Here is an 18,407-nt window from a genome sequence, read left to right on the forward strand (position 1 = left end):
GAAAGCTTCCTTACATTGGGTTTTGTGGGCGCCACGGTTCAATCAGTGCGTCCAGGTTCATGGCATCGGCGAAATCCAGGAACTGGTCACGCAACCAGCTGATCTGGGTGCCGGCCGGCAAGGTCACGGTGAACGTGGCGTTAAGCATGGTGCCGCCGGTCTGTGGAGCCTGGTAGGTGTCGCAGGTCAGGTTTTCCAGCTCGACGTTGTGATCCATGAAGAACTGGCACAGCTCGTTGATGATGTCCGGGCGGTAGGCCGAGCTGACGTAGGCAACGTACGGCAGGGCCTGGGGACGGTTCTCCAGGGCACCGCTGCGGACCACGTTAACGGTGAAGGCGTGCCGTTTGGCCAGCACTGGCAGGCTGCCTTCGAGGCGCGCCAGGGCGTCCCAGCTGCCCGAGATTTCAAGGATCAACGCACTGCATTCGCCATGGCGCGTCAGCCGAGAGGTGACCACGGCGCAGCGGTTTTCATGGCTGGCGCGGCACAGGACGTTAGTCAGCTCCATGGGGTTGGCGCCGAGGGCACTGATGACAAGGAATTGTTCGCGAACTGTGGGGGTGGACATGCAGCATTCCTAAAGCGATGAGCGGTCGATACCTTTATGGGCTTTTTTTACCGGGACGAGCCTGCGGATGCGAATTCAGAAAACCCGGCCGAAGGTTGCAACATGCTCCAGTATGGCAGGAGCGAGGGGTGGCAACGCTGGATCGGGGCTTGTGATGCCGAAAATGGAGGCTGGAACACGGCGTACGAGCTTATCAGTACCGATCAAAGTCTGAAGGGTAGCGAAAAGCAGCGCCAAGGGGAATGGCGGCAGCGCAGTACTTCGCTTGTACAAGCATCTTGGCGCCAGTACCATTACCGCTCTCTTTTTCCGGCAGGAGCGGTTGCATGATTGCGGGCAGTATGGTGGCACTGGTCACACCCATGGATGCACAGGGTCGTCTCGACTGGGACAGCCTGAGCAAACTGGTGGACTTCCACCTGCAAGAGGGCACCAACGCCATCGTGGCGGTCGGCACTACAGGTGAGTCGGCCACGCTTGACGTGAACGAGCACATCGAAGTGATTCGTCGCGTGGTTGCCCAGGTTGCAGGGCGTATTCCGGTAATCGCCGGTACGGGCGCCAATTCGACGCGCGAAGCGATCGAACTGACGACCAACGCGAAGAACGCCGGCGCCGACGCGTGCCTGCTGGTAACCCCTTATTACAACAAGCCGACGCAAGAAGGCCTGTACTTGCACTTCAAGGCCATCGCCGAAGCCGTCGACATCCCGCAGATTCTCTACAATGTGCCGGGCCGTACCGCATGCGACATGCAGGCCGAGACGGTGATCCGCCTGTCGACCGTGAAAAACATTATCGGCATCAAGGAAGCCACGGGTGACCTGCAGCGCGCCAAGGACATCCTGGCCGGCGTGAGCAGCGACTTCCTGGTTTATTCCGGCGACGACGCAACTGCGGTCGAGCTGATGCTGCTGGGTGGCAAGGGCAACATTTCGGTGACCGCCAACGTCGCACCGCGTGCCATGAGCGACCTGTGCGCCGCGGCCATGGCCGGCGATGCCGTCAAAGCCCGAGCGATCCACGAAAAGCTGATGCCGCTCAATAAAACCCTGTTTATCGAATCCAACCCTATCCCCGTGAAATGGGCTCTGCATGAAATGGGCTTGATGCCGGACGGTATCCGTCTGCCGCTCACCTGGCTCAGTGCTGCCTGTCACGAACCGCTGCGACAGGCCATGCGCCAGTCCGGCGTCCTGGTTTAATTGAGGAAGTACTACGCATGAAGCGAATGGCCGGACTTTCCGCACTTGCCTTGATTATCTCCAGCACCAGTGGCTGCGGATGGATCTGGGGCCCGGAAGGTTACTTCCGTGACCGTGGTAGCGATTACCTGGAAGCGCAACAGACTGCACCGATGCAACTGCCACCAGAGGTCAGCACCGCCAAGCGTCTGGATCCGCTGTTGCCGATCCCGCGCAACGTGGCCGACGACACCGCCAAGGGCGAATACATCGTGCCTCGTCCACAACCGCTGTCGGCATCGGCTGACGCCAGTGCCTACTCTCTGCAAAAGAGCGGCGACTCGCGTTCGATCCTGGCTCAGACCCCGCCGGCCGAAGTCTGGCCCGTGGCCGTGCAGTTCTTCCAGGACAACGGTTTCCGTCTGGATGAGCAACGCCCGCAAACCGGTGAATTCACCACCACCTGGCAGCATTCCGACGAACTGTCCGCAGCAATGGCCAAGCGTCTGAGCGCGGCCGGTGTCGGCGCCGACAGTGAAAGCCGTGTGCGGGTGCGTATCGAGCCGGGCGTGCAGCGCAACACCAGTGAAGTCTACGTGGTCAGCGCCGAGCGTCCTGCCGGCAGCACCGCCAATGTGGATTTCACCAATCGTTCGGTCAACACCGGCCTGGACGCAGCACTGGTCGACGACATGCTCGCGAGCATGAGCCGCACCTCGGAGAAGGGCGGTTCGGTCTCCATGCTGGCCTCTCGTGATTTCGATACGCCAAGTCGTGTCAGCCTGACCGAAGATGGCAGCGGCAACCCGGTGCTCAACGTCGGTTCCGATCTGGATCGTGCCTGGTCGAGTGTCGGTCGTGCGCTGGAGCAAGGCGAATGGCGTGTTGAAGACATCAACCGCAGCCTGGGCCTGTACTACATCAACCTCGCCGAAAAAGCCGAGAAGAAAGACGAGAAGCCTGGCTTCTTCAGCAGCCTGTTCGGCAGCGCGCCGAGCAAGGAAGAAGTTGAAGCTCGCGCCGAGCGTTATCAGGTTCGCCTGAGCAAGGTTGGCGAGAACGTCCAAGTCACCGTCGAGAAAAACATCAACACCGTGGCGCCAGCTGATGTGGCGCGTAAGGTGTTGAGCGTGATTCAGGACAACCTGGGCTGATCACATGCGTTTTGCCGTTCTCGGCAGCGGTAGCCAAGGGAACGGCACGCTGATAGCCAGCGATGACACGTATGTACTGGTGGATTGTGGTTTCTCCCTGCGGGAAACCGAAAAACGCCTGCTGCGACTGGGTGTGAACCCTTCGCAGCTGAGCGCGATACTCGTGACCCACGAACATGCCGACCATGTGCATGGCGTGGGTTTGCTGTCTCGGCGTTACAATCTGCCTGTCTACCTCAGTCGCGGGACCCTGCGCGGGATGCGCAAACCGATTGAACCCGCAGGCTTTCTGGCTGGCGGCGAGCAACTGCAAATCGGCAACCTGAGCATCGGCGTCATTGCCGTGGCGCATGATGCGCAGGAGCCGACGCAGTATGTCTTCAGCGACGGTCAGCGGCGTTTCGGCCTGTTGACCGACCTGGGCTCGTATTGCAACACGGTGCTGGATGGCTACCGGGATCTCGATGCATTGATGATCGAGTCCAACCATTGCCGTGACATGCTGGCTCGCGGTCATTACCCGTACTTTCTCAAGCAGCGGGTGGGCGGTGAATTGGGACATTTGAACAACCATCAGGCGGCATTCCTGGTGGCCGAGTTGGGCTGGCAGGGCCTGCAACATCTGGTCCTGGCCCATCTGAGCAGCAAGAACAACCTGCCGCAGCTGGCCCGGCAATGTTTTGTCGACACCCTCGGGTGCGACCCGGACTGGCTGCAACTGGCCGATCAAGATTCAGGGCTCGACTGGCGACACATCGCCTAGCCCACCTACTTAGCAAGCGGAGCCCATCATGGAAAAACGTGAAGAACTCTACCGCGGCAAAGCCAAATCGGTTTACAAGACCGATGACGCTGACCGCTTGATCCTGCTGTTTCGCAACGACACCTCGGCGTTCGACGGCAAGCGCATCGAGCAGCTCGACCGCAAAGGCATGGTGAACAACAAGTTCAACGCCTTCATCATGCAGAAACTCGAAGCAGCCGGCGTGCCGACTCAATTCGACAAACTGCTGGGCGACAACGAATGCCTGGTGAAGAAACTCGACATGATCCCGGTCGAGTGCGTCGTGCGTAACTACGCCGCCGGCAGCCTGGTCAAGCGTCTGGGCGTCGAAGAAGGCATGAAGCTCAACCCTTACACCTTCGAACTGTTCCTGAAGGACGACGCCAAGGGCGACCCGTTCATCAACGAATCCCACGTCGTGGCATTCGGTTGGGGCACCGCCGAGCAACTGGTTCGCATGAAAGAACTGTCGCTCAAGGTCAACGAAGTCCTGAGCAAACTGTTCGACGACGCTGGCCTGCTGCTGGTCGACTTCAAACTGGAATTCGGCGTGTTCTCCGACGGCTCCATCGTCCTGGGCGACGAGTTCAGCCCGGACGGCTGCCGTCTGTGGGACAAGGCCACCGGCAAGAAAATGGACAAGGACCGCTTCCGTCAGGGCCTCGGTGACGTCATCGAAGCCTACGAAGAAGTCGCCAACCGTCTGGGCGTACCGCTGTAATCGACGCAAGCATCTGATAGCACGGAAAAATTTCGCTTAGGGGGTTCGCTTCCGGCAAAAGTGTTGTTATGATGCGCGCCGTTGGAGAGATGCCAGAGTGGCCGAATGGGACGGATTCGAAATCCGTTGTACCTTCACCGGTACCTAGGGTTCGAATCCCTATCTCTCCGCCATACATAGAAAAGCCCCGTAGCTGAATAAGCTACGGGGCTTTTTGTTTTCCGGTTGTACTACTCGATTGTACTACTCAAGCCATGCTGTTTTGAGGCGATACGGCACTGTTGGCATGAGCAAATCAGGTACAGAAAGGCCCGCTTGATGGCGGGCTCTTGGGTATTCGTGTACGACCGTGATCGCAGCAGAACCTTCTTGCGTTTTGAAATCATCCCTTCTACATCCCTGCCACCAATTCAAATGTCACGCCTGGAGCGGCAGCTCAGCCGCCGTGAAAAGATCGGCCTTGTTCAGTCTGAAAAGTCGTTTCTGTCGTAATTTCAGACGCGTCCTGTGAGATACGTCTCTTTTTTTTGTAAGAAAGTTTCCGCTCTCTTGAACCGAAAACGATATGCGGGGTCTGGTGTGCGCGTAGTTTTGCGCATCAGCAACGTGAGTGTTTGGTGGGAGTAAGCCGGTATATGGCTATTCGTCCGCTCGCGAGCTTGCTGTCATTTCCGTATCGAGGGATCGAACATGTTCTCACCCGCCCATTGGGCGAGGTTGTGCCTGGCTTTGCTGTGCCTCTCTCCGCTAACGCTCGCCTATGCTGCGCCAACCCCCGGTGACACGGACCTGATCCGTGAGCGTCAGGACCGCCTGCTCGAAGAACAGCGCCGACGTCTTGAGGAGCTCAAGGACCTGCCCGGCAAGGAGGCGAAGCCTACCCAGCCGACGGCCCCTACCGACAGCCGTTGCTTCCCGATCAAGACCATTGAGCTCAAGGGCGCCGATGCCCTGTCCGAGGGCGAGCGTCAACGCCTGCTCAAGCCCTTTCTCAACCAGTGCCTGGGCGTGCCGCAGCTTAACCAGTTGCTCAAGGTCATCACCAACCACTATCTCGAAAAAGACCTGGTCACCAGCCGCGCTTATCTACCGCAGCAGGATTTGTCCGGCGGGCATTTGAGTGTGCTGGTAGTGGAAGGGCGACTCGAAGGCTTGAAAGGCGCCGAAAACAGCAAACTGTCGGACCGCGAGTTAGCGATGGCGTTTCCCGGTAAGGCCGGCGACTTGGTCAACCTGCGGGAGATCGAACAGATGGTCGATCAACTGAACCGTTTGCCATCCAACGATGCGCAGATGGAGCTGACGCCGGGGCAGAACATCGGTGGCAGCGAAGTGCTGGTCAAAAACACCCCGCAGAAACCCTGGCGCGTCGGCTTGTCGCGGCATAACGATGGCCAGAAGAGTACTGGCGAGCAGCAATGGGGCACCGCCTTCGACTGGGACAGTCCCTTGGGCCTGGCCGATCAATTGGCCTTGCGCGGCGGCCACGATGCCATCAGCGACCATCAGAAAACCTCGCGCAATGGCATGCTCTATTACAACCTGCCCTTTGGCTGGTGGAACCTGAGCTACACCTACAGCCAGAGCGAGTACCGGGCGCTGGGCCAGGCCAACGGCTTCAATTTCAAGCAGAGCGGTGATAGCCAGAACCATCAGTTGCGCCTGGAGCGGGTGATCCATCGCGATTCGGTGAGCAAAACCTCGCTCAACACCGGGCTGGCTTACCTGCGCACCAACAACTTCATTGAAGACAGCAAACTCGCTGAAAGCAGCAATCGCATCAGCGAGGCGCAGTTCGGCATCAACCATGGGCGACGGGTTGGCAATGCCTTCGTCAACCTCGACCTGGGCCTGCAAAACGGCATCGGTGCTCTTGACGCCCAGGGCGATCACGAGCCGGGGCCTGGGCTGCCGGATGCGCGCTATCGCAAATACACCGCCACCCTCAGCTATCTGCAGCCCTTTGTGCTGGGTGGCGAGTCCTTCAGTTTCAGCAGCCTGATGACCGGCCAGCGCAGCGAAGACGTGCTGTTCAGCCCGCAGCGCATGAGCTTGGGCGGGCAATCGTCGATCCGTGGTTACAAGGACCAGTCCTTGTCCGGCGACAGCGGTGGCTACTGGCGCAATGATCTGCGCTGGAGCCGTCCCGTGACACTGGAATGGCTACGCCCGGTGTTCGCCGAATACGGCACCAGCCTCGGTTACGACCAGGGCGTGATTCGTGGCGATCGCTACAACGGCGATCAGCACGGGCGCATGTCGAGCAACTCGCTGGAGTTGTTTGCCCGTGGTGAGCACCTGAGCGCCAGCGTCACTTTCGCCCATTCCCTGGAACGCCCGGATGCCCTGAGCGAGCGCGAAGCGCCGATCTACTTCCGCGTGGATTTCTTCCTCTAAATTCTGCTTTAAACGAGATTCGATCATGGACGTTCGCCACTACGCCTTCCTCGCTGGCCAGCCCTCTGCTGCGGTCAAAAAACGCGAGCACTTCTGGGGCATGCCCAAGCGCGGCCTTGCGTTCCTGTTGGCCAATGTCATGTTCTGGCAACCGATGTGGGCCCAGGCGGACGGCATCGTGGTCAGCGCGCCGGGCACCAGCCTCGGCCAGGCCGGCAATGGCGTGCCCATCGTCAACATCGCCAAGCCCAACGGCAGTGGCCTGTCCCACAACCAGTTCAAGGATTACAACGTTGGCAACAACGGCGTGATCCTCAACAACGCCACTAACGCCGCCCAGCCCACACAACTGGGCGGGATCATCCTCGGTAACCGGAACCTCAACGGCACCGCCGCGCAAACCATCCTCAACGAAGTCAATGGCGGCAATCCCAGCCAGTTGCGCGGTTATACCGAAGTCGCGGGGCAATCGGCGCGAGTGATCGTCGCCAACCCGTACGGCATCAGCTGCAACGGTTGCGGCTTCATCAACACCCCGCGAGTCACGTTGACCACCGGCAAACCGGTGCTGGATAACGGTCGGCTGGATCGCTTTCAGGTCGATCAGGGTAGCATCGCCATCGAAGGCGACGGGCTGAACGCCAGCAACGTCGACCGCTTCGAAATCATCACCCGCAGCGCCAGGATCAACGCCGAGATCCAGGCCAAGAATCTGACCATCATCGCCGGGCGTAACGACGTCAACGCCGACACCCTCAACACGACCGCACGCCCCGATGACGGCAGCGCCAAACCGGGGTTGGCCATCGACTCTTCGGCTCTCGGTGGCATGTACGCCGGGTCGATCAAACTGGTGGGCACGGAGGCGGGGGTCGGCGTAAAACTCGATGGCAAGATGGTCGCCAGTGGCGGTGATATCCAGCTGGATGCCAACGGTCATTTGAGTTTGGCCGAGACTGCTACTACTGCCGGTGCCATTAACGTCAAAGCCGCTAGCCTCGACGCCCGGGGACCGGTCTATGCCGGCACCACCCTGCACGTCCAGACCCAAGGCGACCTGACCAGCCACAACAACCTGGTGGCGCGCGACAGCATTCGCCTGGACAGCGGCGGCACGCTGAGCAACAACGGCATCATCGAAGCCGGGGTCAATGCCGACAACAGCCGCAACACATCGGGCGATATCACTCTTACTGCAAAACAGCTGAATAACGGCGGCAAAACGGTGGTTGCCAGTCGCGACCTGAATGTCACGACCACCGCTGCGCTGAACAACCAGGGCGGTACGCTCAGTGGGCAGCGCAAGACCATGGTCACAGCCAACGTTGTGGATAACCGCAACAAAGGCCGAATTCTTGGCAACACCGAACTGCATCTGAACGCCAACCAGGTACTGAACGCCCAAGGTGGCCTGATCAATAGCCAGGGCATTCTGACTGCCAACCTGGGCCATCTGGAAAACAATGCAGGCGAATTATCCAGCCTGAACAGCGCGACCCTGATCCTCGGCAGCCTGGACAACCTGACCGGCCTGGTCATGGCCGGCAAAAATCTCGACATCACCAACAAGGGCGTAATCAATAACCAGGGCGGCGAGTTGTCCAGCCAAGGCGTCATGAGCGTGCGCACTGGCAGCCTGGACAACAGCAACAAAGGCACTGTAGCTGCCAATGGCAAGCTGCTGGTCACGGCGACAGGCAAGGTAAACAACGCCGACAAGGGCCTGATCGCCAGCCGCAGTGCCGGCGTCGAGCTCCATGCCGCCAGCCTGGACAACGCCAGGGGCACGCTGCAAGGCAAGGGCCTGGTAACCGTGGATGTATCGGGCGATATCGATAACCAGGGCGGCAGCATCATCGCCCGGGACGCCAACCTGAATGTCTTCGCGACCAACCTGGACAACCGGGGTGGCGTGCTGTCCAGCGTCAAGGCCGCGCTGGAGGCGCGGGCCACGGGTGTGCTGAAAAACGGCTATGACGTGAACCGTCAGGGCGGCACGATCCAGGCTCAAGGACTGAACATCAAAGCCTTGGCTGGGCTGTTCAACGACGGCGGGCGCCTGGCCGCACAAGCCGGCGATGTCGTGATCAGCAACGCGGCTGCGGATATCAATAATCGCAACGGCGGTATATATGCCACGGGCAAGGTCCGGGTCATTGGCCGGGATATGGACAACAGCAGCGGCGGGCAGGTCAGTGCCAATCGCATCGACTTTGACCTTTCGGGCGCACTGAACAACAACGCGGGCATTATCGAAAGCCAGGACAGCCTGGATATTCTCGCCGCCAGTCTGAGCAACCATAAAGGCCAACTGCGCACACTGGGCAAGAACAGCACTACGACGTTCAACATCGGTGGCCTGTTCGATAACAGTGATGGCACCCTGGAAACCGCCAGCCAGGATGTGGGCCTGGACACCGGCAGCATCCAGAACGTGGGCGGCAAGCTGTTGCACACCGGCCTGGGATTGTTTGGCATCAGCCAGGCCAACCTGGGGAAGGCCGGTGGCCGTCTGGTGACCTACGGCAACTTGAACGTGAAGGCCGACAGCTGGACAAACAGCACCGAGATCCAGGCCGGACACCTGGTCGTGGATGTCGACCACTTGACCCAGACTGCCACGGGCAAGTTGCTCAGTACTGACAGCATGGTGGGCCGTGGTATCGATTGGCGTGTCGACGGACTGATCGGCAGCGATGGAGCCATCGACCTGCAACTGACCGGCGAATATGCAGGCAGCGGCCGCTTGAGCAGTCTCGGTACCCTGGGGCTCAAGGCCGCGCTGATCAATCTGGAAAAAAACGGCAGTATCGCTGGCGGGGGCACCACGACCGTCCGGGTCGATGGTGTACTCAACAACTACGGACGCCTGACCTCGGCGGCCGACATGAGCATCGGCGCCGCAGCGATTAACAACTACGGCACGCTGGGCAGTGCCGAGGCACTGGGCGTATCGACCGGCGCCCTGCTCAACCAGCGCGGATTGATTTTCAGTGGCGGCAATACAAGCCTGCGTGTCGATAGCCTGACTAATCGTTATGCCGATATCTACAGCCTGGGTGATCTGAGCATTGATCGCGACGGCCTCGGCACCCGTGCCCGCAGCATCCTCAACAGTTCCGGCTCGCTGCAAAGCGACGGCAATATGCGTCTGGCGGCCAGCACCATCGACAACGTCCGCGAGGTCTTGACCACCCACGACGCGGGCATCTACACCGCCTCGATTAGGGAAGTGGCCTGTATCGAAGGGGTCAATGCCGGTGATTGCAGCGGTGGCAAGGAAAACCACGTCTGGCAGATCGTCCAGCGCGACAAGTTCGAAGTCACCGCGGCCAGCGCGGCCTCCAGCGTCACCACCGGCGGCAACCTGGATATCCAGGGCGACACCCTGACCAACCGGAGCAGCAGCATCGGCGTCGGCGGTGCATTGACCGCCAATCTGGTCAGCCTGAACAACATCGGCATTGAGACCGGCGAGATCGAAACCTCGCGTACCTTCCGTTCTGAGCGCACGCGCAGCCCGGGTGGCTGGCGCGCCGCCGCGAATGACTTCACCAACAAATACTGGCTGCAGAGCCCCGGTTACAACGCCAACGACCTGGGCGGCCTCGAAGCGGCGATGAGCCGCTTCATCGGCATGACCGAGCGCGAAATCCCTTCGCTTCGCACTCAAACGGCCTCCACCGATAGCCAGACCTACGCGGCCATTATCCAGGCTGGCGGCGCGGTCGATATCCGCACCCAGGGCAACGTCGACAACCGCGTCGTGCGTGGCGGCTACAACTACGTCGGCGCCGGGCCGCGTACCGACACCCAGTCCGACAATGCCTTCTCGACCCGCATCAGCGTCAATCGGCAGCTAGCCCCGAACCTGACCCAACAGCAGGTCGATCCGCTGGCCTTGCCGGGTTTTGACTTGCCAACCGGGCAAAACGGCCTGTTCCGTATGAGCGGCGACGGCTCGACCACGCCGACCCAGGGCGCCGGCCTGCTGCAGGTGCGCGGGCTGGCTGACAGGTCGATCAGGTCCAATCCGCACAAGTACCTGATCGAGACCAACCCGGCGCTGACCGACATGCGCCGGTTCATGAGCTCGGATTACCTGCTGACAAACCTGGGCTACGATCCGGACCTCGCCGCCAAGCGCCTGGGGGATGGCTTCTACGAACAACGCCTGATCCAACAGGCGGTGATCGCCCGCACCGGCCAACGTTTCCTCGACGGCCAGACCTCCGACGACGGCATGTTCAAGTACCTGATGAACAACGCCATCGCCAGCAAGGACGCCCTCCACCTGTCCCTGGGCGTCAGTCTGACCGCCGAACAGGTCGCGGCCCTGACCCACGATATCGTCTGGATGGAAACCCGGACCGTGAACAACGAACAGGTTCTGGTACCGGTGTTGTACATGGCCCAGGCCAATCACCGCCTGGCGGCCAATGGCGCGTTGATCCAGGGCGCCGATGTGAGCCTGATCGCCGGTAAAAACCTGAACAACGTTGGCACCCTGCGCGCCTCCAGCAACCTGAGGGCCACGGCTGGCGACAGTCTGGTTAACAGCGGCTTGCTGGAAGCGGGCAATCGGCTTGAGGCGCTGGCGAGCAATAACCTCACTAACCGGGCCGGCGGCATTATTGCTGGGCGGGATGTCAACGTCGTCGCCCTGGCCGGTGACGTGAGCAATGAACGCACCATCACCCGCCACGCCAGCAGCACCGGCTACAAGACCGAACAACGCGACTTTACCGACAACGCGGCGCGGATCGAGGCCAGCAATGACCTGACGCTGGGCGCGGGGCGGGACATCGCCAACACCGGTGGTGTGCTCAAGAGCGGTAACGACACCACATTACGCGCTGCCCGGGGCCTGAAGATCACTGCCGCCGAGCAATCGGACAGCAACACTCGGGGCGCCAATCATCGCGATTCGAACATCACTCAGCATGGCTCCAGCGTTACTGCTGGGCGGGATCTTCAGGCCACTGCGGGCGGCGACCTCAAGGTGGTTGCTAGCCAGATCGAGGCCAAGCGTGATGTGGGCATGAGCGCTGTCGGCGACCTGACCCTGGCGTCGGCGGCGGATGAACAGCATTCGTATGGCAAGAGCAAGAAGGTCAAGGCTCAGGAGGATCATGTGAACCAGGTTTCCACTGTCGTGACGGCAGGTGGGAATGTGGCGTTGAGTGCGGGGAAGGATCTGGGGCTGATTGCGAGCCGGGTAAACGCTGGGGATGAGGCTTATCTGGTAGCGGGTTCGAATCTGCTGCTGCAATCGGCTGAGGATTCGGATTACAGCTTCTATAGCAAGACCAAGAAGTCTTCTTCCGGGAAGAAGTTCCGTCTCGACGAAACAAGCTCTGTCACCAACGTTGCCAGCTCGGTCACGTCCGGAGGCAACAACGTACTGACCGCCGGCAATGATCTGGTGATCAAGGGCAGCGATGTCTCTTCCGAAAAAGGCAGCGTCGGATTGGGTGCCGGCAATGACGTGGAAATCGTCGCGGTTACCGACTCCAATAGCGCGCGCCATGAGCGCAGCCAAAGCAAGAGTAGTTGGGGTGGGTTCAAGTCGAGCAAGGTCCAGGATCAGTTGGCTGAAACTCAGACCACCGCCGTGGGTAGCCTGATCTCTGGCGACACCATCGCCGTCAGCGCCAAACGCGATGCCACCGTCACCGGCTCGGCTTTGGTCAGCACCAACGACCTGGCAGTGCGTGCGGGACGCGACTTGACCATCGACGCGGCAGAAAACACCTTCTCCCGCACTCAAATGCACAAGGAGAAAAACCGCGACTTTACGGGCGTATTGACGGGTAACAACCTGGGTCTTGACGACATCACGGGCAACCAGCACCTGTCGATCAGCGACCAGAAACACAACGGCACGGCATCGCAAACCACCCTGACCGGCAGCACCATTGGCTCTAGTAAAGGCAACGTCAGCCTCGTCGCCGGTGCAGACCTCAATGTCATCGCCAGTGACTTGGTCAGCACCAAGGACATGAGCCTGCGCGGCTCGAACGTCACCATCGCTGCGGGCATGGAAACGGCAACGCAAGGCACCGTTGATAAAGCCAACAGCTTGGCCGTAGGTCGCGTCATCGGTGGTGCGATCATCGATACGGCTAAAACCATTCGCTCGTCGGTCGAGGCCGCAAAGGATGCGGATGATCCTCGGCTCAAGGCTGTGAAACTGGCCCAGGCCGCCCTCGCGGCGTACAACCTCGGGGGAATGGCTTCAGACGCCAATGCCCAAAAAACCGGCTTCGCCGACAAACAGGGCGGCACCGCAAGCAATGGCTCGCTGATCAAAATCGGCACCGAGCTGGCCAATACCCACAGCAAAAGCACCAGCGACTACACCAGCCAGACCGCCAAGCAAAGTACCCTCAATGCAGGTACTAACTTGTCCATCATTGCCAATGGCAACGCGGCGGAAAACGATGGTGATTTGCACGTCATCGGCAGCAGCCTCAAAGCGGCCAACATGTCGTTGCTTGCCAACAACAACATCATCCTGGAGAGCGCGCAAAACACCGCTGAGTGGTCCAATCATAACAGCAACAACAGAACCGCTATTGGCGCCAGCTTCAACATTGGCCAGCAGAACGGCTTCACCCTGGACCTCGGTGCCCAACTCGCAAAAGGTATGGGTAACGGCAGTTCCGTCACGCAGGTCAACAGTACGGTAGAGACCGGTTCGCTGTTGCTGCGCAGCGGTGGTGACACGACGCTGGCGGGCGCTCAGGTTCGCGCTGATGAAATCAACGCGCTGATCGATGGCAACCTCAACATCATTTCCCGTCAGGACACCCAGGATCAGAAGAGCAAGCAGGGTAGCGGCGGTTTCGGTGCCAGCATCTGCATCCCACCGATCTGCTATGGCACACCTGTCGCTGCTTCAGCCAACCTGGCTGCCGGCAACATGAACAGCGAATACAAAGGCGTCACGGACCAGACCGGTCTCTTCGCCGGAACGGGTGGCTACACCGTCGATGTCGGCAAAACCACCACCTTGGAAGGTGGTGTGATTGCCAGCGACGCCTCGGCGGACAAAAACCTGTTGATCACTGACCGGCTCATCGCGCGCGATATCAAGAACGTCAGCGAAATCGAGGCTCAGTCTGCAGGTATCAGCGTATCGGCCAGTTACGGTGGCGCTGGCGCAACCGCCTCGGTGGGCGGCTTGTACGGTATCGCTCTAAGCGAATCCGACAAGAGCCACACACGCAGTGCGGTGAGCGAAGGCACGATCATCGTCCGTAATCCAGAGGGAGCTCAGGATACTGTCGGCCTGAATCGCGATACGAAAAATGCCAACGAGCATCTGGACAAGCCTGACGAAGAGGCGATGAACGAGCGCGTCGAGCTGGTGAAAAGCTCGATCGAATTGGTGAAAGGAGTAGGGGACGCGGTCGCGACGGCTAAGATCGACGAGGCGAAAGATCAGAATAGTGAGGCCTTTAAGGCGGCACGCCAGAAGTTGCTCGACAACGGAGTTGCTGATCCGAGCCGCGAGCAAGTCGCCAAACAGGTTCAGAGTGACTATGGCGTTGGCAGCAGTTTCCAAAAAGCCAGCCAGGCAGTAACTGGGATTGTCCAGGGTATCCTCAGTGGAGATATTGGAGCTGCCGTGGGTGGGGGCGCAGCGCCTTACCTGGCTCAGGCTGTGAAACAGCTGACAGAAGGAGATGACGCTGCGAACTTGATGGCGCATGCCGTGCTGGGTGCTGTATTGGCTAAAACTCAGCAGGGTTCGGCGCTTGCAGGGGCAGCAGGAGCAAGCCTCGGTGAGTTGATTGCTAATAAGCTTTTTCCAGGGAAAAGCCGTGATCAACTGAGTGAAGCTGATAAGGAAATGATTTCGGCGCTTTCGACGATGGCCGGTGGCTTGGCAGGAGGGCTCGTTGGAGGGGATTCTGCGAATGCCGTAGCAGGCGCCGGAGCGGCCAGAAATGCCGTCGAGAACAATGCTATGGGCATGATGGCTGGTGGCGATCTTGGGTTCTGGCTTGCTGACGTAAAGGGGTGTGACAGCGCTTGTAAAGCCGACATTGCGAAACAGACGGCAGAAGGTGGTGTGCTTGTTTCCGGTGCCATGTTAGCTGCGACGGTCGGTGCCGTCGCGACACCTGAAGTAATCGCCGTCGCTCAAGCTGCTGCTCGGGCTTGCTCGGCTAACCCAGTTTTGTGCGCCAACGAAACGACAGTGTGGCTAGCGGAAATGGCCGCCAGTGAGGCCTTGCCCGCGGGGCTTGTGGTGGGAGGTGCTGCCAAGTTAAGTGCGGAGCAGCTGAGTGATGCTCGCGCTTTGATGGTGATTGAAACGCAGACGGGGAAAAAAATCACCTCAGAGATGTTGGGGAGCGCTTTAGGGAAAACCGGGAGTGGAACGGTTGCCAGTGATGAGGTGGTAGTCCGCCTCACCCCCCAAAGTTTTGGCTTTTCAACCGTTGCGGACGACCCTCAATCGCTTAAGATGTGGAACGATGCGATGCGTTCCGCTGCTAGCGCCAGCCGTCCTAATGGATATACGCGATACCTTGATACCCTTGCCAGCGGACAAAATCCCAGCCAGCAAATACTGGAGGATGCATTCAGTGCCGTTAATAGCCGCTTTGTTAAATCCGCCCGCAATGCCGGACAAGAAATCGCACAAGTTCATCACTGGAATTTCGGCAAAACGGATTTCCCAACACAGATCGTTGACCCCCGACACTTGGTGCCCGTACCTTCACGCGAGGCCCACCTTCTGATCCACCAGCAAACTAGCGAGACCACCAATATTTGGGTTGGCCCCATCTCACCTTTGCACAGAATAGAAATTCCTGAATGGTCCACTCCTCTGGCACCAAAACGGTAAGAACATGAACTTTGAAACCGCGCTTAAAGCTCTCAGTCTGTCGGATGCAGTGGTAGCGTGTGCTGCCGGAAGAATCAGGTCACCTATTTGCACTCTAGAGGCACCTGCTCAATGGTTTGGTTTTCCACCTGCGCTGGTCCCAATCTGGAGTGACGGCTCTCGTCCTACCTATATTGGATATTGGAAGCACTGGTTCGTGGAGCGGGAGCCTTGTTTTGTAAAGATGTTCGTAAGCTCCGATCGCATGACGACTGAGATCGCCAGAACTCCTTCACAATTGTTTGGAGTAATCGCGATGATGGCGATCAGTTTGGATGATGGGGTGACGTTAGATCTTGAACAGTTTGCGGCGAGGGTAGGGCTTGAAAGCTTATCGGAACTTGATGCGGTCTCTCTGAAAACAGGTGACGATCCAAAGGGGTTTCCCAAGGCAGAGCTGTTTAGAACATTAACCCCTCTTGACTGTATTTCCTATGACGGCAATCCATATATGGGAGACTTTCCCAGTGAGTTTTCCAGAGGGAACTGGTGGGAAACTAGCTGTTCCTTTGAGGTTCTCAATAAGAATATGCGAATGCCAGAGAGCGCGAATTTGCCTGGCTGGTTTGATCCTGCTCAGGTAAAAACGACGCTATTCGAAAGTTTTATGTCGGCGGGTCGTTTGGACTATGCCTGGCTGACATTGAACTCGACGGGCTGGTTAATTGCTGATGCAAGACGGGCGATTATAGAACTGCAAGCTCGCACCAGCGATGAGGTTTTCGGTTGTGTTGCTGCGTCTTGGCTATCGTTTGCTGATGATAGTGCTGGAAGTTATTGAGTGCGCTGAAACCCTGAGAAAAGAGACGGGAGGTGGGGTGGGTTACGTTATTTTCATAAATGAAATTTTTCTATAGCGCGTGGTCTGTCCACTTTTCTCACGGAGCTCGGTGGAGTTGGTGAAGGGAGTTGGAGATGCAGTCGCGGCGGCTAAGATCGACGAGGCGAAAGATCAGAATAGTGAGGCCTTTAAGGCGGCGCGCCAGAAGTTACTCGACAACGGAGTTGCTGATCCGAGCCGCGAGCAAGTCGCCAAACAGGTTCAGAGTGACTATGGCGTTGGCAGCAGTTTCCAAAAAGCCAGCCAGGCGGTGTCCGCAATCGTTCAAGGATTAATCGGTGGAAATATTGGCGGCGCTATAGGGGGGGCGGCGGCGCCCTATCTGGCGCAAACGGTCAAGGACATGACCGATGGGGACGCAACAGCCAACTTGATGGCTCATGCGGTTCTAGGTGCAGTAATCGCGAGAGCAGGTGGCAATTCTGCTTTAGCGGGGGCGACTGGCGCGGTCGCTGCCGAGGTAACAGCACGCCTTATCAGAGAAGAACTCTATGGCGGACTCAGCGACGAAGAGCTGACGCAAGAGCAGAAACAAACCATTTCTGCATTAGCTACATTGGCTGCCGGCGTTGGCGGAGCAGTCACAGGCAAGGATGCTCTGTCTGCCGTGGCGTCGGCTCAGGTCGGGAAAAATGCGGTAGAAAACAATTTCCTGAGCCCTGCTGATCAGACGTTGCTGGATCAACTACGGCAGCAAAGGTTAAGCGGAGATACCCGCGTCTCGGTTGCCAAGAAGCTGGTCGAACTGGATAAGTTGGATCACATTTCAAATGCGCTGATGGAACGTTATCGTCGGCACAGTGACACGATGTCCGATGCTGACAAGGCACAGCTCAACGCCTACCTGCAGGAGTATGCCTACGCCCTGATAGATGCTTATGGCCCAGAAGCGGCGCAAGCAAAAATCAATGCGATGACACGAAGAGTGCCGTTAAAGCAAAGCGATACCGTTGCTTATGCGAGCTACAGTGCGGATAAGCAGGCTTCATTGGATAGGCTGTACCCGGGCGGGATCTCTGATCAGATGAATCGTCCGTTGGGTCAAAATGAGCAGCTGTATCTCGGTTCACTTGGCACGCTGCGTATCAACCAGAACTACCAAGAGCTCGCTGATGTTGGGACTCCTGCACTGTATGTGATGAGCGGCAGTTTGGGTGCGGGTATCCGCCTGCTCTCCGCCGAAAGCGGAGCGCTTCAGATCGCGTATGGTGGGGTACAGGCCTATAAAGGAGACGCGTGGGCGGCAGCTGGCAATATTGTGATGGGGACGCTAAACGTTGCGGGGTCCGGGGTAGCTAGGGGTGCAAAAGGAACAGGCCAGGCGAGTGCGGCGCAGGGTGGGTATCTTGTTCAAAACAACAATTTAGTGCGTCCTTCAATCGGCACCCTAATTGATGACAAGGTCAGGCTGCTGGAAACAGAAAAATTACGACCGGGTACGATTGAAACATTCCGAAATGGCCAGTATGTTACGGCTGAAACAACTGAGTCAGTTATTTTGTATAGGAAGTTTGGTGGAGGGGCAGCTCAAGCCAAGTTGGATGGTGGGTTTGCTTCTACTGTTAAAAATGCTGGGCGACAAGAGACTGCTGTTTATCCTAAGTGGAGTAGTAGTCGATTTGAGGCCGAAATAGAAATACCAGCTGGTCAGAAGCTAAATATTGGCGCCGTTGGTCAGCAGCCGTCATCTAGTTTGACGCCAAAGTATCGAGGTGGGGCGGATCAAGTATTGCTACCTAGAAATTATCCTATGGATTGGGTTAAGTCTGTTAGAGATGGGAAAACAGGTGTGGTTTATACACTTGATGAATTTAAGGCTGCGTTTCAAGATCAAGTGAGTCGGGGTAAATAAA

At 58.5% G+C, this 18,407-nt stretch carries 9 protein-coding genes and 1 tRNA gene; 9 read left to right on the plus strand and 1 reads right to left on the minus strand.

Annotated features, from left to right (window positions below; translation table 11 throughout):
- Positions 1–10: 10 nt before the first annotated feature.
- Positions 11–571 carry a glycine cleavage system protein R gene (locus AB3226_RS21410; protein ID WP_367374510.1) on the minus strand — a complete coding sequence of 187 codons (561 nt, stop codon included), beginning with the start codon at positions 569–571 and terminating at the stop codon, positions 11–13.
- Between the two features lie 326 nt (positions 572–897).
- Here AB3226_RS21410 and dapA point away from each other — a divergent pair, with 326 nt between their 5' ends.
- The 9 genes from dapA to AB3226_RS21455 all read left to right on the plus strand — a co-directional run bounded on the left by dapA (position 898) and on the right by AB3226_RS21455 (position 18,406).
- Positions 898–1,776 (plus strand): 4-hydroxy-tetrahydrodipicolinate synthase, encoded by an 879-nt coding sequence (dapA, locus tag AB3226_RS21415; protein ID WP_367374511.1) that lies wholly within the window; start codon positions 898–900, stop codon positions 1,774–1,776.
- Between the two features lie 17 nt (positions 1,777–1,793).
- Positions 1,794–2,909 carry an outer membrane protein assembly factor BamC gene (gene bamC / locus AB3226_RS21420; protein WP_367374512.1) on the plus strand — a complete coding sequence of 372 codons (1,116 nt, stop codon included), beginning with the start codon at positions 1,794–1,796 and terminating at the stop codon, positions 2,907–2,909.
- Between the two features lie 4 nt (positions 2,910–2,913).
- Complete coding sequence (locus AB3226_RS21425; protein ID WP_038979338.1) at positions 2,914–3,672, plus strand: MBL fold metallo-hydrolase; 759 nt, start codon at positions 2,914–2,916, stop codon at positions 3,670–3,672.
- A gap of 28 nt (positions 3,673–3,700) precedes the next feature.
- A complete protein-coding gene (gene purC, locus AB3226_RS21430) occupies positions 3,701–4,414 on the plus strand; it encodes a phosphoribosylaminoimidazolesuccinocarboxamide synthase (RefSeq protein WP_007898671.1) in 714 nt (237 codons plus the stop codon).
- Between the two features lie 83 nt (positions 4,415–4,497).
- Positions 4,498–4,587: transfer RNA gene (locus tag AB3226_RS21435), tRNA-Ser, on the plus strand.
- Between the two features lie 517 nt (positions 4,588–5,104).
- Positions 5,105–6,811 (plus strand): ShlB/FhaC/HecB family hemolysin secretion/activation protein, encoded by a 1,707-nt coding sequence (locus tag AB3226_RS21440; RefSeq protein ID WP_367374513.1) that lies wholly within the window; start codon positions 5,105–5,107, stop codon positions 6,809–6,811.
- A 25-nt stretch (positions 6,812–6,836) separates the two neighbouring features.
- Positions 6,837–15,674, plus strand: coding sequence for a hemagglutinin repeat-containing protein (locus AB3226_RS21445; RefSeq protein WP_367374514.1), 8,838 nt, complete (start codon positions 6,837–6,839; stop codon positions 15,672–15,674).
- A gap of 4 nt (positions 15,675–15,678) precedes the next feature.
- Complete coding sequence (locus AB3226_RS21450) at positions 15,679–16,494, plus strand: hypothetical protein (protein WP_367374515.1); 816 nt, start codon at positions 15,679–15,681, stop codon at positions 16,492–16,494.
- A 109-nt stretch (positions 16,495–16,603) separates the two neighbouring features.
- Positions 16,604–18,406 carry a VENN motif pre-toxin domain-containing protein gene (locus AB3226_RS21455; RefSeq protein WP_367374516.1) on the plus strand — a complete coding sequence of 601 codons (1,803 nt, stop codon included), beginning with the start codon at positions 16,604–16,606 and terminating at the stop codon, positions 18,404–18,406.
- The last annotated feature ends 1 nt before the right edge of the window (position 18,407 follow it).

It is taken from the genome of Pseudomonas lini (genome assembly GCF_964063345.1).
In the GTDB taxonomy this organism is placed as follows: domain Bacteria; phylum Pseudomonadota; class Gammaproteobacteria; order Pseudomonadales; family Pseudomonadaceae; genus Aquipseudomonas; species Aquipseudomonas lini_B.